Here is a 19,721-nt window from a genome sequence, read left to right on the forward strand (position 1 = left end):
GGTCCGCTGATACAGAGCAGGCGGTTATTTCTGTTCCGCTAAAGCCTGCGCGCATGCCCAGGCTGACGCCCACGCCCACTGGAAGTTATAGCCTCCCAGCCAGCCGGTGACGTCCATCACTTCGCCGATAAAGTACAGACCGGGCACCTTGCGGGCCTCCATGGTGCGCGAAGAGAGTTCGTTGGTGTCGACACCGCCGAGGGTCACTTCCGCCGTGCGATAGCCTTCGGTGCCATTCGGCTGGACGCGCCACGCGGTCAGCGTCTCAACCAGCGCCTGCTGCTCGCGAACGTTTAGCTGTTTCAGGGTGACGTCCGGCAGCTGCCCCAGCTGCTGCAGGCACTCAACCAGCCGCTTTGGCAGCTGTATTGCCAGGGTGTTCTTCAGGCTCTGATTGGGATGCGCCGCGCGCTGCTCGTTAAGGAAGTCATCAAGATGGCAATCCGGCAGCAGATTGATGCTGACGAACTCTCCCGGCTGCCAGTAGCTGGAAATTTGCAGTACCGCCGGCCCGGACAGCCCGCGGTGGGTAAAGAGCAGATTTTCCCGGAAGACGGTCCCGTTTTCCGCCGTGATGGTGGACGGCACCGACACCCCGGAAAGCACCTGCAGCTGTTCGAGCAGCGGCTTATGCAAGGTAAACGGCACCAGGCCCGCGCGGGTCGGCAGCACCTTCAGGCCAAACTGCTCGGCGAGCTTATAGCCAAACGGCGAGGCGCCCAGGCCGGGCATGGATAATCCGCCGGAGGCAACCACCAGCTTTTTCGCCGCCACCGTCTCGCCGTTAAGCTGTAGCGTATAGCCCTCATCATCCCGCTCTACGCTGATAATTTCGCTACGCAGGCGAATGTGTACGCCGCCTTTTTCGCACTCGGCCAGCAGCAGGTTAACGATTTGCTCGGCGGAATCATCGCAGAAAAGCTGGCCCAGGGTTTTCTCATGCCAGGCGATACCGTGTTTGCTAACCAGATCGATAAAGTCCCATTGGGTGTAGCGCGCCAGCGCAGATTTGCAAAAATGCGGGTTTTGGCTGAGATATGCCGCGGGTTCGATATACATGTTAGTAAAGTTGCAGCGGCCACCGCCAGACATCAGGATCTTCCGCCCGGGCTTTTTGCCGTTATCGAGCAGCAGCACCCGACAGCCTGCCTGCCCCGCCTGCGCTGCACAAAACATTCCCGCCGCTCCGGCGCCGATTACGATGGCATCAAACCTTTCCACACAACATTCCTCATATCCCGATTGTCGGGAATTGTAAATTTTTCATTCTGGTCGCACCAGACTGAAAAAAACAGATTTGCGTACCTCATTGAAAGATATAGGAATACTCCCAACAAGGTAAAACTTAAACAGGAAGAAAATCAAAAAAAGTCTATATTTCACTTTGCCCGCGCCGCGAAAGTCACTGATAATGCGCCGCGTTCATGTCCTCAAAATGGCGTAACGTCCTATGGTACATTTATTTGCCGGTCTGGATTTACATACCGGGTTACTATTATTGCTTGCTCTGGCTTTCGTGCTTTTTTACGAAGCGATCAATGGTTTTCATGATACCGCAAACGCGGTTGCAACGGTGATTTACACTCGCGCAATGCGGTCGCAGCTTGCTGTGGCGATGGCGGCTCTTTTTAACTTCTTCGGCGTTCTGTTGGGCGGTCTCAGCGTAGCCTATGCCATCGTGCATATGTTGCCGACCGACCTGCTGCTTAACATGGGTTCAGCACATGGCCTCGCCATGGTCTTTTCCATGCTGCTGGCGGCAATTATCTGGAACCTCGGCACCTGGTACTTCGGCCTTCCGGCCTCCAGCTCGCACACCCTGATCGGCGCGATCATCGGTATTGGTTTAACCAATGCCCTGATGACCGGTACGTCGGTGGTGGACGCGCTGAACATCCCGAAAGTCATGGGTATTTTTGGCTCGCTGATCGTCTCGCCAATCGTTGGCCTGGTCGTGGCGGGCGGCCTGATTTTCATTCTGCGTCGCTACTGGAGCGGAACCAAAAAACGCGCCCGTATCCACCTGACTCCAGCCGAGCGTGAAAAGAAAGACGGCAAGAAAAAGCCGCCGTTCTGGACGCGTATTGCGCTGATTCTGTCCGCCATTGGCGTCGCGTTCTCCCACGGCGCGAACGATGGTCAGAAAGGCATTGGCCTGGTGATGCTGGTGCTGATCGGCGTGGCTCCGGCTGGCTTCGTGGTCAATATGAACGCTTCCGGCTACGAAATCACCCGTACCCGCGATGCGGTCAACAACGTGGAAACCTTCTTCCAGCAGCGTCCTGAGCTGTTGAAAAAAGCGACCGGCGCCGAGCAGCTCATCCCGTCTCCGGACGCAGGGGCTGCCGCAAACGGCGAGTTCCACTGCCACCCGGCAAACACCATCAACGCGCTTGACCGCGTGAAGACGATGCTGACCGGTACCGAAAGCTACGACACGCTCTCCGTGGAACAGCGTAGCCATCTGCGCCGTATTATGCTCTGCATCTCCGACACCACTGACAAAGTAGCTAAGCTGCCGGAAGTGAATGCTGACGATAAGCGTCTGCTGAAGAAGCTGAAAACCGACATGCTGAGCACCATCGAGTACGCGCCAATCTGGATTATTATGGCGGTTGCGCTGGCGCTGGGTATCGGCACCATGATCGGCTGGCGTCGCGTGGCGACCACCATCGGCGAGAAAATCGGTAAGAAAGGGATGACCTACGCACAAGGTATGTCAGCTCAGATGACCGCCGCCGTATCGATTGGTCTGGCGAGCTATACCGGTATGCCGGTTTCCACCACCCACGTGCTCTCCTCCTCGGTAGCGGGGACGATGCTCGTTGATGGCGGCGGTCTGCAGAAGAAAACCGTCACCAGCATCCTGATGGCCTGGGTACTGACCCTGCCCGCGGCGATTCTGCTGTCCGGCGCGCTGTACTGGCTCTCGCTGCAGATTATCTAAGCGAATATCAGAAACAAGAAAGATAAACGGGTCAGGAAACTGGCCCGTTTTTTTTGTATCGTGAAGCTAGTGCCAGATAGCCAGAGCAATCATGCTGACTACCACCAGGCCGCATAGCGCGCTGGTGAGAATAAACTGCCGACGAACCCGCTCGCAGCGGCGGATAAATTCATCGTCGTGGTGATCGCGGTAGCGCTGGGCGTAGATGTACCACACCAGGCGCACCTGTTTGCCGGGCTGCCCGTGCGACGTAAAAAAACCGCCGCCGTCGACATATTGATAGAGCAAAGGGTCACAACCACGTAGCACAACAAGCAATGCACGCAGCGACGAGAAGTAGCGTGCCATATTCACTACACATACGATACACAGGGCCCAAAACAGCGCAACAGTGCTGATCATACCTCCTCCCCGGCGACCCGTCCTCGGAGGCTCCCTCCGGGACTACCGCTCCCCAATATCAAACCGACTGTACTGTGAAAGAGTGCGATTCCGATCACGTTTATTTATCCGACCGGCTCATTAAATAGTGTAGGAGATCAGTTAATTTTTTTACCACAACGTTAATCATTATCAATGCATAAGTCGGATATATTTGTTTAACTATTCGCTGAACAAGGTGGATTGACGGATCGCGAGGGGCGCTATAAGGTAGAAATATCTTCTACAATTAGGTCCTTAAGGACTCCCCCCCGCGAATGTAGCACGCAGGACGCGGGCGAAGCGGCAGCGCTGGCTGTCAGGTCCAACGGTCATCGACAACTTATGGAAGGAGTAACACCATGGCTTACAAACATATTCTCATTGCAGTAGACCTGTCCCCGGAAAGCAAAGTACTGGTAGAAAAAGCCGTTTCTATGGCCCGCCCCTACAATGCAAAAGTTTCCCTGATCCACGTGGATGTGAATTACTCCGATCTCTACACCGGCCTTATTGACGTCAATCTGGGCGACATGCAGAAACGCATCTCCGAAGAGACTCACCACGCGTTAAGCGAGCTGTCCACCAACGCTGGCTATCCGATCACTGAGACCCTGAGCGGCAGCGGCGATCTCGGCCAGGTGCTGGTTGATGCGATTAAAAAGTATGATATGGACCTCGTGGTTTGCGGTCACCATCAGGACTTCTGGAGCAAACTGATGTCCTCGGCTCGTCAGCTCATCAACACCGTTCACGTGGATATGCTGATTGTCCCGCTGCGCGACGAAGAAGACGAATAACAGGACGTTATTTCATTTCGCTGATGACCAACGCCCGCCAACGCGGGCGTTTTTATTTCCCCCACCCGCCGCAAAAAGCATATAAATCCAAATAATCGCCACAATGCCAGGTTGATCAACCATTTCAAAAGCAATATAGCCATATAATAATTCGCCAAAATAGATAAACATCATATCATTACGCAAAATTAACCTTTTTCAGCGCGTTTTGGCATACGCGTTCATACTTTTCCGGACAGGACTTAAAGGCGAAGAAAGATGAATTCAACCGCACCGACAGGCTTGCTGCAGCAACCTCGCCCATTCTTCATGATCTTCTTTGTGGAACTATGGGAGCGATTTGGCTATTACGGCGTTCAGGGGATCCTGGCCGTTTTCTTTGTTAAACAGCTCGGTTTTTCTCAGGAGCAGGCGTTTATTACCTTTGGCGCGTTTGCCGCGCTGGTATATGGCCTTATCTCCATCGGCGGCTATGTCGGCGATCACCTGCTGGGTACGAAACGTACGCTGGTTCTGGGCGCGATTGTGCTTGCCGCAGGCTACTTTATGACCGGCCTGTCGCTGCTCAAACCCAATCTGATTTTCATCGCGCTGGGGACCATTGCGGTGGGTAACGGCCTGTTTAAAGCTAACCCGGCGAGCCTGCTGTCCAAATGCTATCCGCCAAAAGATGCCCGCCTGGATGGCGCCTTCACGCTGTTTTATATGTCGATCAATATCGGTTCGCTGCTGTCGCTGTCGCTGGCGCCGGTGATTGCCGACAAGTTCGGCTACGCGGTAACCTACAACCTGTGCGGCGCCGGTCTGATCGTCGCCCTGCTGGTTTACTTCGCCTGTCGGGGTATGGTGAAAGATATCGGCTCTGAGCCGGACCACAAACCGCTGAGCCTGCGCAATTTACTGTACGTGCTGGCCGGTACGGTGGTCATGATATTTCTCTGCGCCTGGCTAATGCATAATGTCAAAATCGCCAATCTGGTGCTGATTATCCTCTCAGTGGTGGTGACGATTTTCTTCTTCCGCGAGGCCTTCAAGCTGGATAAAACCGGGCGCAATAAAATGTTCGTCGCCTTTATCCTGATGCTGGAAGCGGTGCTGTTTTATATTCTGTACGCGCAGATGCCCACCTCGCTCAACTTCTTTGCTATCAATAACGTTCACCATGAAATACTTGGTTTCGCGATTAACCCGGTGAGCTTTCAGGCGCTAAACCCGTTCTGGGTGGTGGTGGCCAGCCCGATCCTCGCCGCTATCTACACGCGTTTGGGCAATAAGGGCAAAGACCTGACTATGCCGATGAAGTTTACCCTTGGCATGTTCCTGTGCGCGCTGGGTTTTCTGACGGCTGCCGCGGCGGGAATGTGGTTTGCCGACGCCCAGGGGCTGACCTCGCCGTGGTTTATCGTGCTGGTCTATCTGTTCCAGAGTCTGGGGGAACTGCTGATTAGCGCCCTGGGGCTGGCGATGGTTGCCGCACTGGTGCCGCAGCATCTGATGGGCTTTATTCTTGGGATGTGGTTTTTAACCCAGGCGGCCGCGTTCCTGCTGGGCGGCTACGTGGCGACCTTTACCGCCGTACCGGATAATATTACCGACCCGCTACAGACGCTGCCGATTTATACCGATGTCTTCAGCAAAATTGGCCTGGTGACCCTGGGCGTAACGGTGGTCATGGCGATCATGGTGCCGTGGCTGAACAGGATGATTAATACAAAAAGCGCGTAAAAACGGTGCGGTCGACGAGGTTTCCCGGATTGCGGCTAACGCCTTATCCGGGCTACAGCCCCCCCAGATCGCAAGAACCCGTAGCCCGGGCTAGGCGCATCGCGCCGCCCCCGGGAGCAGAGTGCAGAGTGGCCGAATTTCCCGGAGGCGATGCTGCGCATCTGTCCGGGCTACCGGCCTACAGACGGCGGTGAACCTGTAGCCCGGGCAGGCGCAACGCGCCGCCCCCGGGAAAGGGCTCTGACGCAGGTTGCTTACCCCTGCGGCTCAACCGCCGTTCCGGCATAGATATCAAAACGGTGGCCTTTGGTCACCACCGCGTTAGGCGTCGCCACATCCGCCAGCGGCGGCGCGTAGTCCGGGCGCTTAACCACCACCCGTTTGGTCGCCAGCTGACGCGCCGGCGCCAGCAGACCGTCGGCGTCTAAATCCGGCCCCACCAGCGACTGAAATACCCGCATCTCTTTCTTCACCAGCGCGCTTTTCTGCTTATGCGGAAACATCGGGTCGAGATAGACCACCTGCGGACGCGGGGTGATATCGGTCAGTGCCGTCAGGCTGGAAGCGTAAATCAGCCGCAGACGCTCCTGCAACCAGGGACCGATTTCAGCGTCGGCGTAGCCGCGCGCCAGGCCATCGTCGAGCAGCGCGGCAACCACCGGGTTACGCTCCAGCATCCGCACGCGACAGCCCACGGAGGCAAGAACAAAGGCATCCCTTCCCAGACCGGCGGTCGCATCGACCACATCCGGCAGATAGTCGCCTTTGATTCCCACCGCTTTCGCCACCGCCTCGCCGCGGCCGCCGCCGAACCTGCGCCGATGGGCCATGGTCCCGCCGACAAAATCAACAAAGATGCCGCCAAGCTTCGGTTCATCGCGCTTGCGCAGCTCAAGATGCGCCGGGGTCATCACCAGCGCCATCGGGTTGTCCTCATCCTGCTCCAGCCCCCAGCGGTCAGCCAGAACAGATAAGGCGCCGTCTCCGGCGCCCGTTTCATCAATTAAACAAATTTTCACAACAGGATTAACTCTTAATACCGTAATGCTCAAGCATCGCGTCCAGCTGCGGCTCGCGACCGCGGAAGCGTTTGAACAGGACCATTGGCTCTTCCGAACCGCCGCGGCTAAGGATGTTGTCGAGGAACGACTGGCCGGTTTCGCGATTGAAGATACCCTCCTCTTCGAAGCGCGAGAAGGCATCCGCCGCCAGGACGTCGGCCCACAGATAGCTGTAATAACCCGCTGCGTATCCGCCGGCGAAAATATGGCTGAAGGCGTGCGGGAAACGGCCCCACGACGGCCCGGGGATCAGCGCCACCTGCTGCTTAATTTCCGCCAGCGTTTCGAGGATTTTCGCGCCCTGCTGCGGGCTGAACTCCGCATGCAGGCGGAAGTCGAACAGGCCGAACTCCAGCTGGCGCAGAATAAACATCGCCGCCTGGTAGTTCTTCGCCGCCAGCATTTTCTCCAGCAATTCCTGCGGCAGCGGCTCGCCGGTTTCATAGTGGCCGGAGATAAAGGCCAGCGCTTCCGGCTCCCAGCACCAGTTTTCCATAAACTGGCTCGGCAGCTCGACCGCATCCCACGGTACCCCGCTGATGCCGGACACGCCGGCGGTGTCGATACGGGTCAGCATATGGTGCAGACCGTGGCCAAACTCGTGGAACAGGGTGATCACTTCATCGTGGGTGAACAGCGCCGGCTTACCGTTGACGGGACGGTTAAAGTTACAGGTCAGATAAGCGACCGGCTTTTGCAGCGAGCCGTCAAGCTTACGCATCTGGCCAACGCAGTCATCCATCCATGCCCCGCCGCGTTTATGTTCGCGAGCGTAGAGATCGAGATAGAAGCTACCGCGTAGTTCATTTTTTTCATCGTACAGTTCGAAGAAGCGCACTTCCGGATGCCAGACGTCCACATCGGTACGCTCTTTCGCGGTAATACCGTAAATACGCTTAACCACCTCGAACAGGCCGTTAACCGCTTTGTTTTCCGGGAAGTAGGGGCGCAGCTGTTCATCGCTGATGCTGTAAAGATGCTGCTTCTGTTTTTCGCTGTAGTAAGCGATATCCCACGGCTGCAGTTCATCCACGCCGAATTCGGCTTTGGCGAAGGCGCGCAGCTGGGCCAGCTCTTTCTCACCCTGCGGACGGGCGCGTTTCGCCAGGTCGGTCAGGAAGTCGAGCACCTGCTGCGGATTTTCGGCCATTTTGGTCGCCAGCGACTTGTCGGCAAAGCTGTCAAAGCCCAGCAGCTGCGCCAGCTCGTGGCGCAGGGCGAGGATTTCCGCCATTACCGGGCTGTTGTCCCATTTTCCGGCGTTCGGCCCCTGGTCGGAGGCGCGGGTGGAATAGGCGCGATACAGCTCTTCACGCAGCGCCTGATTGTCGCAGTAGGTCATTACCGGCAGATAGCTCGGGATATCCAGGGTCAGCAGAAACCCTTCCTGCTCTTTGGCTTCAGCCTGGGCTTTCGCTGCGGCAAGCGCGCTTTCCGGCATGCCGGAGAGCTCAGATTCATCGGTGACCAGCTTGGTCCAGCCCATGGTCGCGTCGAGCACGTTGTTGCTGTACTGATTGCCCAGCTCGGAGAGGCGGGCGGCGATTTCGCCGTAGCGTTTCTGCTGCTCTTTCGCCAGGCCAATACCGGAGAGTTCAAAATCGCGCAGCGCGTTATCTACCGCTTTTTTCTGCGCGGTATTCAGGGTGGCGTAATGGTCGCCGTCGCGCAGGTCGCGGTACGCTTTGTACAGGCCTTCATGCTGCCCAACCCAGGTGCTGTACTCCGAAAGCAGCGGCAGGGTCTGCTCGTAGGCTTCGCGCAGTTCCGGACTGTTTTTGACCGAGTTCAGGTGGCTCACCGGGGAAAAAATACGCCCCAGCACGTCGTCTACTTCCGCCAGCGGCTGGCAAAGATTTTCCCAGGTATACGGCGCCCCTTGCGCCACCGCGCGCTCTACCGCCGCCCGGCAATCATCCAGCGCTTTAGTGACCGCGGGGACCACGTGCTCGGGTTTGATGGCAGAGAATGGCGGTAATGAAAAAGGCGTCAGTAATGGATTGGTCATATGCGCAGTCCTGTTGAATTGGGTGAATGAAGCGCGCGTCCGGCGCTATAGCATGAGATCTAGAATGGGGGATAGTTTGCTGAATTTCAATGTCAGGCGCCGCGCGCAGGCGGGTATTACTGCGATAAGTCTGGCCGTTGTGGCCAGAGCGCATAAAAAAGCCGGGTTCGCCTCGCGGCGACCCGGCTCGTTTTAGGCTGACAAGCAGCTTATACCACCATCCCCAGCAGCAGACAGCCTACCAGGCCGCACACTGAGATAATGGTTTCCAGCACCGACCACGACTTAATGGTCTCGCCGATGGTCAGGTTGAAGTATTCCTTAAACAGCCAGAAGCCCGGGTCGTTAACGTGGGAGAAGATAACGCTGCCGGAGCCAACGGCGATCACCATCAGTTCCGGGCTCACGCCGGTGGTGGCGATCAGCGGCGCGGCGATACCGCCCGCGGTGATCGCCGCAACGGTGGCGGAACCCAGCGCGATACGCAGTACCGCAGCAATCGACCATGCCATAAACAGCGGGGACATATTGGATTCATGCATGATAGAAGCAATGTATTTATCCATGCCGCTATCGACCAGCACCTGCTTGAAGGCGCCGCCGCCGCCGATGATCAGCAGCATCATGGCGATAATTTTGATCGAGGAGGTCAGCGTATCGTTAATCTGCTCCATGGAACGACCGCGGTTAAGACCGAAGGTGAACATGGCGATCAGTACCGCGATCAGCGTGGCCATGACCGGGTCGCCGAAGAATTCCGCGATCGGCAGGAAGGCATGACCTTTCGGCAGAACCATTTCGGCCACGGCGCGCATAGCCATCAGAATAACCGGTACCAGAGAGGTCCAGACGCTGACGCCGAAGCCCGGCATCTCTTCCTCAGTGAACGTTTTCGGGTTATGCAGGCCTTCCGGAATCGGCTTATCGATACCTTTCAGGAAGCGTGCGTAAACCGGCCCCGCAAGGATAACCGTCGGGATCGCCAGAATCGTACCGAACAGCAGGGTTTTACCCATGTCGGCATGGAAAATAGTGGCAATGGCCGTCGGGCCCGGGTGCGGAGGCAGGAAACCGTGCGTGACGGAGAGCGCGGCCGCCATCGGGACGCCGATATAGAGCAGCGGGATACCGGCGGATGCGGCGATGGTAAAGACCAGCGGCAGCATCAGTACGAAGCCCACTTCATAGAACAGGGCGAAGCCGACGGTAAAGCCGGTGAGCACAACCGCCCATTGAATATGTTGTTTACCAAATTTGGCAATCAGCGTGGTGGCGATACGCTGCGCGCCGCCGCAGTCCGCCAGCATTTTACCGAGCATCGCGCCGAAGCCCATGATCAGCGCGAGGCTGCCGAGGGTTCCCCCAACGCCGTTTTTGATGGAGACGATAACTTTATCCAGAGGCATACCCTGCATGAGCCCGACGGCAAGTGCCACCAGAACCAGAGCGATAAACCCGTTCAGCTTGAAACGGATCATCAGCAACAATAACAGGGCAACCCCGATAGCAACGATGACTAATGGCATGATTTACCTGGCCTTAATTTGTTATGGGTAACGTCATAGTTTCAACATTGACTTCATCCGTTCCGACCGGAACAAAAAATGTCTGACGCCGTAGAAGCTGGCTTTATCCTTACCCAGAGAAAGGATAGCTGGCTATTTTTTTATCTGTGGCGCCTGAAGTGAATGATACGGGTAACATATGAAGTTTGAGAATCACCTGGGCGGTGAAAATTTCAAATATGAGACTTAAGTCATACTCTTTCCCGGGTTTCTGCCGGGTCGCTTAGCGGGAAATGTTGCGCGGTAACATGAAGAGAGTCGCCCGGCCGCGAAAAGGCAGCCGGGCGGGGAAATCAGTAGTAGGAGTGCTCGCCGCGCTGGTGTTCAGTCAGATCGCGTACGCCTTTCAGTTCCGGGAACTCGTTCAGCATCTGCTTCTCGATCCCCTCTTTCAGCGTCACGTCAACCATCGAACAGCCGTTGCAGCCGCCGCCGAATTGCAGAATCGCCAGGCCATCGTCGGTGATTTCCATCAACGTGACGCGCCCGCCGTGGCCGGCCAGCTGCGGGTTAATCTGCGACTGCAGCAGGTACTCAACGCGCTCCATGAGCGGGGCATCGTCGGACACTTTGCGCATCTTGGCGTTTGGCGCTTTCAGCGTCAGCTGGGAGCCCAGCTGGTCGGTAACAAAATCGATTTCAGCGTCTTCCAGATACGGCGCGCTAAGCTCATCGACGTAGGCGGTGAGTTGCTCAAACTTCAGCGCGGTATCGGAATCTTCCACCGCATCCGGTGGGCAGTAGGACACGCCGCACTCGGCGTTAGGGGTGCCGGGATTGATCACAAATACGCGAATTTGTGTCCCTTCTTCCTGATTTGCCAGCAGTTTGGCAAAGTGCGCTTGTGCAGCATCGGAAATACGGATCATAGCGTTGGCCTAATAGTTGACTATTTTACTGGGTTATTATACGCCCATCAGCAGGGGTCTACAAGGTACGGCATATACACCATACCTGAACCGTCGCGGCGCCGTTTCGCAAAAGCAGGCGGGATATCTCGGCGACGGTGCTTCCGGTTGTGACGACATCATCCACAATGGCGATATGGTGGCCCTGGAGCGACAATTCAAGCTGGAAGGCGTTTTTCAGGTTCCGTTTGCGCAATCTGGCGCTGAGCTGATGCTGGGTGGCGGTGCGGCGCCGGCGGGTTAGCGCATCGCTGCGCCAGGCGCAGTCCAGCCAGCGGGAGAGCGGTCGGCACAGCAGATCGCTCTGATTAAATCCCCTCTTCCACTGACGACGCTGCCAGAGCGGCACGCTAATTATCCGGTCCGGGCGGGGAAGATCCCGACGCTGGCGAATGCGCAACAGCAGCAGACGCGCCAGCGCCGGGGCCAGCTCGGGCCGCTTATTGAATTTCAGTTGGTGAATCAGGCCGCTCAGCGGCGGTCGATAGTCATTCACCGTCACCAGCCGCTGCCACGGCGGCGGTTTTTGCAGGCAGCGCCCGCAGGGCAGCGTGCTTGATTGGGCCGGCAGGCCGCACTGCGGGCACAACGGTTCAGACGCCAGCAGCGCCGACGCGCATCGCGAGCAGATCCCCCAGCTGGCGATGGCCAGCGGCATTTGGCATAGCCAGCATAAGCTGTGTGCTGTTAGCATATTTCCCCCTCGTATTGGTGGAAAGAGAACAGTAACTGATGAAAACGATCGCGTGGCAGACCACGGGCGAAGGAAATTGTCATCTTGTGCTGCTGCACGGATGGGGGCTGAATGCCAAAGTGTGGGATTGCATCACGCCGCAGCTGGCTTCGCATTTTACGCTGCACCTCGTCGACCTGCCTGGCTATGGCCGCAGCGGCGGCTTTGGCGCGATGTCGCTGGAAGAGATGGCCCAGCGGGTGCTGGAAAACGCGCCAGAGCGCGCTATCTGGCTAGGCTGGAGCCTCGGCGGGCTGGTGGCCAGCCAGGTCGCGTTATCCCATCCCGATCGCGTGCAGGCGCTGGTCACCGTGGCCTCTTCCCCCTGCTTTAGCGCTCACGACAGCTGGCCCGGGATTAAGCCCGACGTGCTGAGCGGATTTCAGCAGCAGCTGAGCGAAGATTTTCAACGCACCGTCGAACGCTTTCTGGCGCTGCAAACCCTGGGTACCGAAAGCGCGCGTCAGGATGCGAGAGCGCTGAAGAGCACGGTGCTGTCGCTACCGATGCCGTCGCCGGACGTTTTAAACGGCGGGCTGGAGATCCTCAAAACCGCCGATTTACGCCAGCCGTTGACCGCCCTCGCCATGCCTTTTTTGCGCCTGTACGGTCGGCTGGACGGTCTGGTACCGCGTAAAATCATTCCGCTTCTCGATGCGCTGTGGCCCAAAAGCACGTCGATTGTCTTCGATAAAGCCGCCCATGCGCCGTTCATTTCACATCCGCAGGCGTTTTGCGCTCCGCTGATCGAGCTGAAGCGTGAGATCGATAAATTTTTTTAGCGGGACGTGGTAAAAACGCAGGGTGCAGCAATACTTAGGTTGTTGCGGGGGTTGACTATTTCACGCTGGCCCCGTGACCTAAAAAAAACAACCTAATGGAGAGTAGAGGCTATGAAACTTGTTACAGGAATTGTTGCATCTCTGGTGATTGGCTCCCTGTCCTTCGGCGCGTTCGCCGCCAAGGAAATTCAAAAAGACGAAGTGGCTAAGTTGAACCTGACCAAAATCGGTTCGATTACCACCTCCAGAACAACCTCTCCGATGGATGCAAAGCGCGATCTGTCGAAAAAAGCGGATGAGCTGGGCGGCACCTATTTTGTGGTGATTGCAGGCGAGAAGAACGAGAAAACGGTTCACGCTAACGCGGACGTCTACAAGTAAGCCGGAAAGCGGGTCTCAGGACCCGCTTGCGGTATACGCCGCAGTCGGTTTCCGGAGGCAGCGCGTTGCGCCTGTCCGGGCTACCCACCCCAGAACCGTACAAATCTGTGGTCGAATCTCCCGGGTCGCGGCGTAAACGCCTTACCCGGGCTACCAAGCCCAAAACCGCACAAACTCGTAGCCCGGATAAGGCGTTAGCCGCAATCCGGGAAACCTGCCTTCACAGCCCAATCAGCGCAGCGACCACCACTCCCGCAGGCAGGCTTTGCCTTCCGGGCAGCTTTTACAGCTGCCGGAGAGGCAGCCATCGGCATCTTCGGTCACTTTCACTGCTTTCCCCATCGCTTGCAGGCGGCCCAGCATGGCGTCAATCAGCGGCTGCGGCGTATTCAGGCGGACGCTGAGCTGCTTTGCCTCCATCCTCCCCTGCAGGGCCAGCATATCGCGGACTTCAATTAATGACGCCATCATCGCTCCTTAGTGGCAATCGCCCGCCGGACTCTGGCAGCAGGTGGACGGCGTTTTGCGCGTCGCCAGCAGCGAGACGTCCACCCGGCTACGCGCTCTGCGCAGCAGGCCAAAGACCACGATATTGAACAGCACCACCGCCAGAATGCACACCAGGCTATAGCGCGGATGCTGGCTAAAGCTGACGGTCTGGTAGTACAGCGTAGAGAGCGAGTAAGCGATATTCAGCCCCCACAGGACGGAGAACATCATCCAGCCGCGGCTCGACTCGCGGGCAATCGCCCCCATTACCGAGATGCAGGGAATATAGAGCAGGACAAAAATCAGGTAGCTGTACGCCGCAGCGGCGCTGCCGAATTTGCTGCCCATGACGCCCATCGCGCCGGTTGCCATTTCGCCGTCGCCTTTACTGGCTTCGATAGGGTTGGCCAGCACGCTCAGGCTGAACGTATCTTTCAGGCTCTGCCAGGTCTCGTCTACCGCGGCCAGCAGCTCATCGCCGAGGCTAAACGTCTGCGGATTAAACGCTTCGTTCTGGATATCTTCAGCGGTGTAGAGGGTGTTCAGCGTCCCCACCACCACTTCTTTGGCCATCGCGCCGGTGAACAGCCCGACGGTCGCCTGCCAGTTATCCTCATGTACGCCAATCGGTTTAAATACCGGGGTAATCACCCGGCTGACCGACGCCAGCGCCGAGTCGTTGATGTTATCGACGATCTTACCGCTCAGCGAGAAGCTGTTCAGCGCGCTGAGGAAGATACTGACGATAACGATCACTTTACCCGCGCGCAGGACGAAGCCTTTCAGGCGCTGCCAGGTCTGGATAATCAGACTCTTCACGTGCGGAACGTGATACACTGGCAGTTCCATCACGAACGGCGATGCTTCGCCGCGCATAATGGTATGCTTCAGCATCAGTCCGGTCGCAATCGCCATCACGATCCCCAGTACGTACAGCGAGAAGACCGCCAGCGCGCCGTTCTGGCCGAAAAAGGCGGCGGCGAAGACGGCGAAAATCGCCAGCCGCGCGCCGCAGGACATAAACGGCGCCATCATAATGGTCATCAAACGTTCGCGCGGCGCATCAAGCGTACGCGCGCCCATCACCGACGGAACGTTGCAACCAAAACCGACGATTAACGGCACGAAGGATTTCCCCGGTAGCCCCAGCGCCTGCATCAGGCGGTCCATCACAAACGCCGCCCGCGCCATATAGCCAGAGTCTTCAAGGAAAGAGAGGAACAGGTACATCATGCCGATCTGCGGTACCAGCGGCAGTACGGTATTAATACCGCCGCCAATCCCCTGGGCGAGGAACACCGTCAGCCAGTCCGGGAAATGCAGGGTATAGCCAACCCACTGAATACCGTGGATAAAGATAGCCACGGAACCGGCATCAAAAATGGGCTGCAGCGCGCCGCCGATATTAATCGCCAGCAAGAACATCAGGTACATAACGAACAGGAAGACCGGCAGGCCGAGGAAGCGATTGAGGATCACTTTATCCATCGCCGCGGTAAAGCGGCTGGGCTCGGCGGTAAGGGTGTTACTGACCGCATCGCAAATGGCGGCAATGCTTTGGTAACGGGCATCGGCGATATGCAGCGCGGGGTCATCCATCTCTTCGCTCAGGTGCGCAAGGGACACGTCCAGCTTGTGGGCAGCGTCACCGGCGTAGGCGCGGCTGTAAATATCGCCTTCAAGCATCTGTAAACCCAGCCAGAGACGCTGGCGCTGCGGAATATCCGCGGCCATGGCCTGCGCCAGCTTGTCCGCCTCCCGCAGCAGCGGCTGCGGATAGTGCACCAGTTCAATAGCCTTGTTCTGCTGATGGCGATCGATCGCCATTTTTAAGGCCTCGATACCGCGCCCGCGGGTGGAAACCAGCGGGATCACCGGGCACCCGAGACGCGCGGCCAGCGCGTCGACATCGATGCGGATCTTCTGTTTTTCCGCGATATCGAGCATATTCAGCGCGACCACGCAGGGGATGCCAAGCTCCAGCAGCTGCAGCGTCAGATAGAGGTTACGTTCCAGATTGGACGCATCGACCACGTTAATCAGCATGTCGGCGTCGCCGCTGAGAATATAGTGGCAGGCAATCTGCTCATCCAGCGAGGTTTGCGAGGAGATGGTGGTCAGGGAATACGTGCCCGGAAGGTCTACCAGCGTGACCTGATGATCGGTGGTGTTGAAACCACCCTCTTTGCGTTCAACGGTCACTCCCGCCCAGTTACCGACGCGCTGGCGCGCGCCGGTGAGCTGATTGAACAGCGTGGTTTTACCGGAATTAGGATTACCAATTAAGCCAAGGGTTAATTTTTTCATATTCATACTCTTAGTGCCGGTCAGGCATTATTGTGCAACCGCTTCCAGCTCAATTAACGCAAGATCCTTTTTACGTAATACCAGGCTAACGCGTCGGGTTTCAATATGAATAGGGTCGCCGAGCGGCGCCACGCGAACCACATTGAAAGAAGAACCCGGCAGCATCCCGAGGGACAGCAGCTTCTGCCGATACGCCGGACTAATATCGCGGGAGAAACCGGTGATTTTCCACGCACTATCAGGTGTAAATTGCATAGGACCTACTTGTTTATCGCCAACTGAAAAGAGAGTTTTCCGTATGCGCCGGAGACGCGGCGCCAGGGACCGTAGCTAACGAAGAAGAAAAAATACTCAATGCAAATAATGATAATGAGAATAGTTTTTATCATCAATACATATAATGCGGCCGTTTCGCTTTTTAAAGAGAAAATTGAGCTTTTGTTGATATTGAGCAAACTCTTTTTTCTCGCCGTCGCGGAGGTGATGATTATTCTTAATGACTAAATGTTTAATTAAAGTTTCGATAGTTAACGAAATGAAAATAATAATATCGCCGTCCGTAATTCGCGCTTATTACGACGTTATAAGAAAATACTGATGCTTGTTTGCACAATATGGCGAATGCCGGAAGAAATGCGGCCCCTTAGCAAAAGGGGCCGGAAAGAATTAACGTTTTTTACCCATTGCCGCCGCCAGCGCATCCATCATCGCGCTGTTGCCCGCAGGCTGCGCCTCGCGACCGCGAGGTTTAGCGGCCTTCGCCGCCGGGCGGTTGCCCTGAGGACGATCGTTACCGCCGCCGCGGCGCGCATTGCTGTCGCCTGGCTGTTCGTCCAGACGCATCGTCAGCGCGATGCGCTTACGCGGCAGGTCGACTTCCATCACTTTCACCTTCACGATATCGCCCGCTTTGACCACCGTGTGCGGGTCTTCAACGAACTTATTCGACAGGGAAGAGATATGCACCAGGCCGTCCTGGTGAACGCCGATATCGACAAACGCGCCGAAGTTGGTGACGTTGGTCACCGCGCCTTCGAGGATCATCCCCGGCAGCAGGTCGTTCATGGTCTCTACGCCATCGGCGAACTGGGCGGTTTTAAACTCAGGGCGCGGGTCGCGGCCCGGCTTCTCCAGCTCTTTGATGATGTCGGTCACCGTCGGCACGCCGAATTTCTCATCGGTGAAATCAGCGGCTTTCAGATGACGCAGTTCGCTGCTGTTGCCCATCAAATCTTTCAGCGCCTGCTGAGTCGCCGCCAGAATGCGCTCTACCACCGGATACGCTTCCGGGTGCACGGTTGAGGCATCCAGCGGGTTGTCGCCGTGGTTGATACGCAGGAAGCCCGCGCACTGTTCAAAGGCCTTCGGCCCCAGACGGCTGACCTTCAGCAGCTGCTGGCGATTCTGGAACTGGCCGTTCTCATCGCGCCAGGAGACGATATTCTGCGCCATCATGCGGGTCAGACCGGCGACGCGGGTAAGCAGCGGGACGGAAGCGGTATTCAGATCGACGCCGACGGCGTTTACGCAGTCTTCCACCACCGCGTCCAGCTTACGCGCCAGCTGGGTCTGGCTGACATCGTGCTGATACTGGCCGACGCCAATGGATTTCGGATCGATTTTCACCAGCTCGGCCAGCGGGTCCTGGAGACGACGGGCGATAGAGACCGCGCCGCGCAGGGAAACGTCGAGATCCGGGAACTCCAGCGCCGCCAGCTCGGAGGCGGAGTACACGGACGCGCCCGCTTCGCTGACGATGACCTTCTGCGCGGTCACTTTCGGGAACTGCTTCTGCACGTCGAGGAAGAAGCGCTCGGTTTCACGCGAGGCGGTACCGTTGCCGATCGCCACCAGCTCAACGTTGTACTTTTCACACAGCGCGGCAACCGCCACCGCCGCTTTTGCGGCCTGGCCGGTATGCGGGTAAATGGTATCGGTAGCCACCAGCTTGCCGGTACCGTCAACGACGGCGACTTTGACGCCGGTGCGCAGGCCCGGATCGAGGCCCATGGTGGCGCGCAGCCCGGCCGGCGCGGCCATCAGCAGGTCGTGCAGGTTGCGGGCAAAGACGTTAATGGCTTCATCTTCCGCGCGTTCGCGCACGGTCCCCATCAGCTCAGTTTCGAGGTGCATCAGCACCTTGATACGCCACGTCCAGCTCACCACGCCCTTACGCCAGCCGTCCGCCGGGGCGTTATTCAGGCGCAGGCCGAGATGGTCGATAATGATTTGCTCGCCGTGGCTCTCTTTCGGCGGCTCGTCGAACTGCGGGTCGGCGTTTAAAGAGAGCTGCAGCACGCCTTCGTTGCGGCCGCGGAACATCGCCAGCGCGCGGTGCGACGGGACGGTGGAGATCGGTTCATGGTGATCGAAGTAGTCGCGGAATTTCGCCCCTTCCTCTTCTTTACCGCTGACGACGGTCGCCACCAGGTGGGCGTTTTTCCACAGATAGTCGCGCACTTTCGCCAGCAGGCCCGCGTCTTCAGCAAAGCGCTCCATCAGGATATAGCGCGCGCCGTCGAGAGCGGCTTTTGTGTCCGCTACGCCGTTGTCGGCGTCGATATATTTAGCGGCTTCGGTTTCCGGGTCGTGAGAGGGTTCGTTCCACAGCAGATCGGCCAGCGGTTCCAGCCCGGCCTCAATGGCGATCTGCCCGCGCGTGCGGCGCTTCGGCTTGTACGGCAGATAGAGATCTTCGAGCTCGGTTTTACTCAACGTCCCGTTGATGGCTTTTTCCAGCGCCTCGGTCAGCTTGCCCTGCTCGCCGATGGACTTCAGGATCGCCTGACGACGGTCTTCAAGTTCACGCAGATAGCCCAGGCGGGTTTCCAGATTACGCAGCTGCGTGTCATCCAGACCGCCGGTGACTTCTTTACGATAGCGTGCGATAAACGGCACGGTATTCCCTTCATCAAGCAGGCGAACGGCAGCTTCTACCTGTTCAGCCCTGGCCTGAAGTTCACCCGCAATAATGCGGCAGAGCGAATCATTCATCATCGGTTTAATTCATCTTTAGGATCAAAAATCAGGGGGATAGTTATACGGACTGGCACGCTAAAATGCCAGCCGCGACCAAAGCCTCTCGGAATGTTCCGGACCTATTTGGCTTTGACGTATTCAATTTCGTTCACGTACCAGGCCGCCTCGCCCGCGGGGGTGTTCACGATAGCTAAATCACCGACCTCTTTTTTCAGCAGCGCGCGCGCCATTGGCGAATCAATGGAGATGTAGTCGTTGCGGCCAAAGATTTCATCGTAGCCGACAATCCGGAAGCGCTTCGTCTCGCCCGCATCGTTTTCAATCTCCACCCACGCGCCGAAAAAGACCTTACCCTCCTGCTGCGGCGAATAATCGACGATTTTCAGCTGCTCAAGGCACTTGGTCAGGTAGCGCACCCGGCGGTCGATTTCACGCAGGCGCTTTTTATTGTATTGGTAATCGGCGTTTTCACTGCGGTCGCCGAGGCTCGCCGCCCAGGTCACCTTTTTGGTGACTTCCGGACGTTCTTCGCGCCACAGGGTATCCATCTCTTTCTTCAGTTTTTCATACCCTTCACGGGTGATCAGCGGCGTTTTCATCGAAGGTTCCGGCTCCT

General features: G+C 57.3%; 18 protein-coding genes. 5 read left to right on the forward strand and 13 right to left on the reverse strand.

Going from position 1 to position 19,721, the window contains the following annotated elements; translation table 11 throughout:
- Nucleotides 1-24 precede the first annotated feature (24 nt).
- A complete protein-coding gene (locus ABLV30_RS23390) occupies nucleotides 25-1,221 on the reverse strand; it encodes an NAD(P)/FAD-dependent oxidoreductase (protein WP_025106829.1) in 1,197 nt (398 codons plus the stop codon).
- Nucleotides 1,222-1,450: 229 nt separating this feature from the next.
- Here ABLV30_RS23390 and pitA point away from each other — a divergent pair, with 229 nt between their 5' ends.
- The gene (gene pitA / locus ABLV30_RS23395; RefSeq protein ID WP_014227140.1) at nucleotides 1,451-2,947 is read left to right on the forward strand and encodes an inorganic phosphate transporter PitA; all 1,497 of its coding nucleotides are present in this window, start codon (nucleotides 1,451-1,453) and stop codon (nucleotides 2,945-2,947) included.
- 66 nt (nucleotides 2,948-3,013) lie between these two features.
- Here the strand turns inward: pitA and uspB are convergent, their stop codons facing one another.
- Nucleotides 3,014-3,349 carry a universal stress protein UspB gene (gene uspB, locus ABLV30_RS23400; RefSeq protein ID WP_004855171.1) on the reverse strand — a complete coding sequence of 112 codons (336 nt, stop codon included), beginning with the start codon at nucleotides 3,347-3,349 and terminating at the stop codon, nucleotides 3,014-3,016.
- Between the two features lie 380 nt (nucleotides 3,350-3,729).
- Between uspB and uspA the strand changes: the two genes are divergently transcribed.
- The gene (gene uspA / locus ABLV30_RS23405) at nucleotides 3,730-4,167 is read left to right on the forward strand and encodes a universal stress protein UspA (protein ID WP_004126268.1); all 438 of its coding nucleotides are present in this window, start codon (nucleotides 3,730-3,732) and stop codon (nucleotides 4,165-4,167) included.
- A 12-nt stretch (nucleotides 4,168-4,179) separates the two neighbouring features.
- Here uspA and ABLV30_RS23410 read toward each other — a convergent pair whose 3' ends face one another.
- Nucleotides 4,180-4,353 (reverse strand): hypothetical protein, encoded by a 174-nt coding sequence (locus tag ABLV30_RS23410; RefSeq protein ID WP_155774232.1) that lies wholly within the window; start codon nucleotides 4,351-4,353, stop codon nucleotides 4,180-4,182.
- A 72-nt stretch (nucleotides 4,354-4,425) separates the two neighbouring features.
- Between ABLV30_RS23410 and dtpB the strand changes: the two genes are divergently transcribed.
- Nucleotides 4,426-5,892, forward strand: a complete 1,467-nt coding sequence (gene dtpB, locus ABLV30_RS23415) for a dipeptide/tripeptide permease DtpB (RefSeq protein WP_025106828.1) — start codon at nucleotides 4,426-4,428, stop codon at nucleotides 5,890-5,892.
- A gap of 254 nt (nucleotides 5,893-6,146) precedes the next feature.
- On the opposite strand, the gene rsmJ is transcribed toward dtpB, so the two are convergent.
- The 5 genes from rsmJ to gntX all read right to left on the reverse strand — a co-directional run bounded on the left by rsmJ (nucleotide 6,147) and on the right by gntX (nucleotide 12,128).
- Nucleotides 6,147-6,911: a 16S rRNA (guanine(1516)-N(2))-methyltransferase RsmJ gene (rsmJ, locus tag ABLV30_RS23420; RefSeq protein ID WP_265801710.1), complete on the reverse strand. Its 765-nt coding sequence runs from the start codon at nucleotides 6,909-6,911 to the stop codon at nucleotides 6,147-6,149.
- 7 nt (nucleotides 6,912-6,918) lie between these two features.
- Nucleotides 6,919-8,961: an oligopeptidase A gene (prlC, locus tag ABLV30_RS23425; protein ID WP_014839726.1), complete on the reverse strand. Its 2,043-nt coding sequence runs from the start codon at nucleotides 8,959-8,961 to the stop codon at nucleotides 6,919-6,921.
- 209 nt (nucleotides 8,962-9,170) lie between these two features.
- Entirely contained in the window at nucleotides 9,171-10,487 is a 1,317-nt protein-coding gene (gene gntT / locus ABLV30_RS23430; protein ID WP_004134706.1) for a gluconate transporter, read from the reverse strand.
- Between the two features lie 332 nt (nucleotides 10,488-10,819).
- Nucleotides 10,820-11,395, reverse strand: a complete 576-nt coding sequence (nfuA, locus tag ABLV30_RS23435; protein WP_004106660.1) for a Fe-S biogenesis protein NfuA — start codon at nucleotides 11,393-11,395, stop codon at nucleotides 10,820-10,822.
- A 58-nt stretch (nucleotides 11,396-11,453) separates the two neighbouring features.
- Nucleotides 11,454-12,128: a DNA utilization protein GntX gene (gntX, locus tag ABLV30_RS23440; protein ID WP_032694208.1), complete on the reverse strand. Its 675-nt coding sequence runs from the start codon at nucleotides 12,126-12,128 to the stop codon at nucleotides 11,454-11,456.
- A gap of 38 nt (nucleotides 12,129-12,166) precedes the next feature.
- Here gntX and bioH point away from each other — a divergent pair, with 38 nt between their 5' ends.
- Nucleotides 12,167-12,949, forward strand: a complete 783-nt coding sequence (bioH, locus tag ABLV30_RS23445) for a pimeloyl-ACP methyl ester esterase BioH (protein WP_014227146.1) — start codon at nucleotides 12,167-12,169, stop codon at nucleotides 12,947-12,949.
- A 111-nt stretch (nucleotides 12,950-13,060) separates the two neighbouring features.
- Complete coding sequence (locus tag ABLV30_RS23450) at nucleotides 13,061-13,330, forward strand: YdgH/BhsA/McbA-like domain containing protein (RefSeq protein WP_014227147.1); 270 nt, start codon at nucleotides 13,061-13,063, stop codon at nucleotides 13,328-13,330.
- 231 nt (nucleotides 13,331-13,561) lie between these two features.
- Here ABLV30_RS23450 and feoC read toward each other — a convergent pair whose 3' ends face one another.
- The 5 genes from feoC to greB all read right to left on the reverse strand — a co-directional run bounded on the left by feoC (nucleotide 13,562) and on the right by greB (nucleotide 19,704).
- Nucleotides 13,562-13,798 carry a [Fe-S]-dependent transcriptional repressor FeoC gene (gene feoC / locus ABLV30_RS23455; RefSeq protein WP_014227148.1) on the reverse strand — a complete coding sequence of 79 codons (237 nt, stop codon included), beginning with the start codon at nucleotides 13,796-13,798 and terminating at the stop codon, nucleotides 13,562-13,564.
- 9 nt (nucleotides 13,799-13,807) lie between these two features.
- Entirely contained in the window at nucleotides 13,808-16,126 is a 2,319-nt protein-coding gene (gene feoB, locus ABLV30_RS23460; protein ID WP_265801707.1) for a Fe(2+) transporter permease subunit FeoB, read from the reverse strand.
- A gap of 27 nt (nucleotides 16,127-16,153) precedes the next feature.
- Nucleotides 16,154-16,381: a ferrous iron transporter A gene (feoA, locus tag ABLV30_RS23465; RefSeq protein WP_004126281.1), complete on the reverse strand. Its 228-nt coding sequence runs from the start codon at nucleotides 16,379-16,381 to the stop codon at nucleotides 16,154-16,156.
- A gap of 411 nt (nucleotides 16,382-16,792) precedes the next feature.
- Complete coding sequence (locus tag ABLV30_RS23470) at nucleotides 16,793-19,123, reverse strand: Tex family protein (protein WP_032751610.1); 2,331 nt, start codon at nucleotides 19,121-19,123, stop codon at nucleotides 16,793-16,795.
- Between the two features lie 101 nt (nucleotides 19,124-19,224).
- Nucleotides 19,225-19,704 (reverse strand): transcription elongation factor GreB, encoded by a 480-nt coding sequence (greB, locus tag ABLV30_RS23475; protein ID WP_004106676.1) that lies wholly within the window; start codon nucleotides 19,702-19,704, stop codon nucleotides 19,225-19,227.
- Nucleotides 19,705-19,721 lie beyond the last annotated feature (17 nt).

The sequence above is a fragment of the Klebsiella sp. CN_Kp113 genome (assembly GCF_040064585.1).
Taxonomy (GTDB): domain Bacteria; phylum Pseudomonadota; class Gammaproteobacteria; order Enterobacterales; family Enterobacteriaceae; genus Klebsiella; species Klebsiella michiganensis.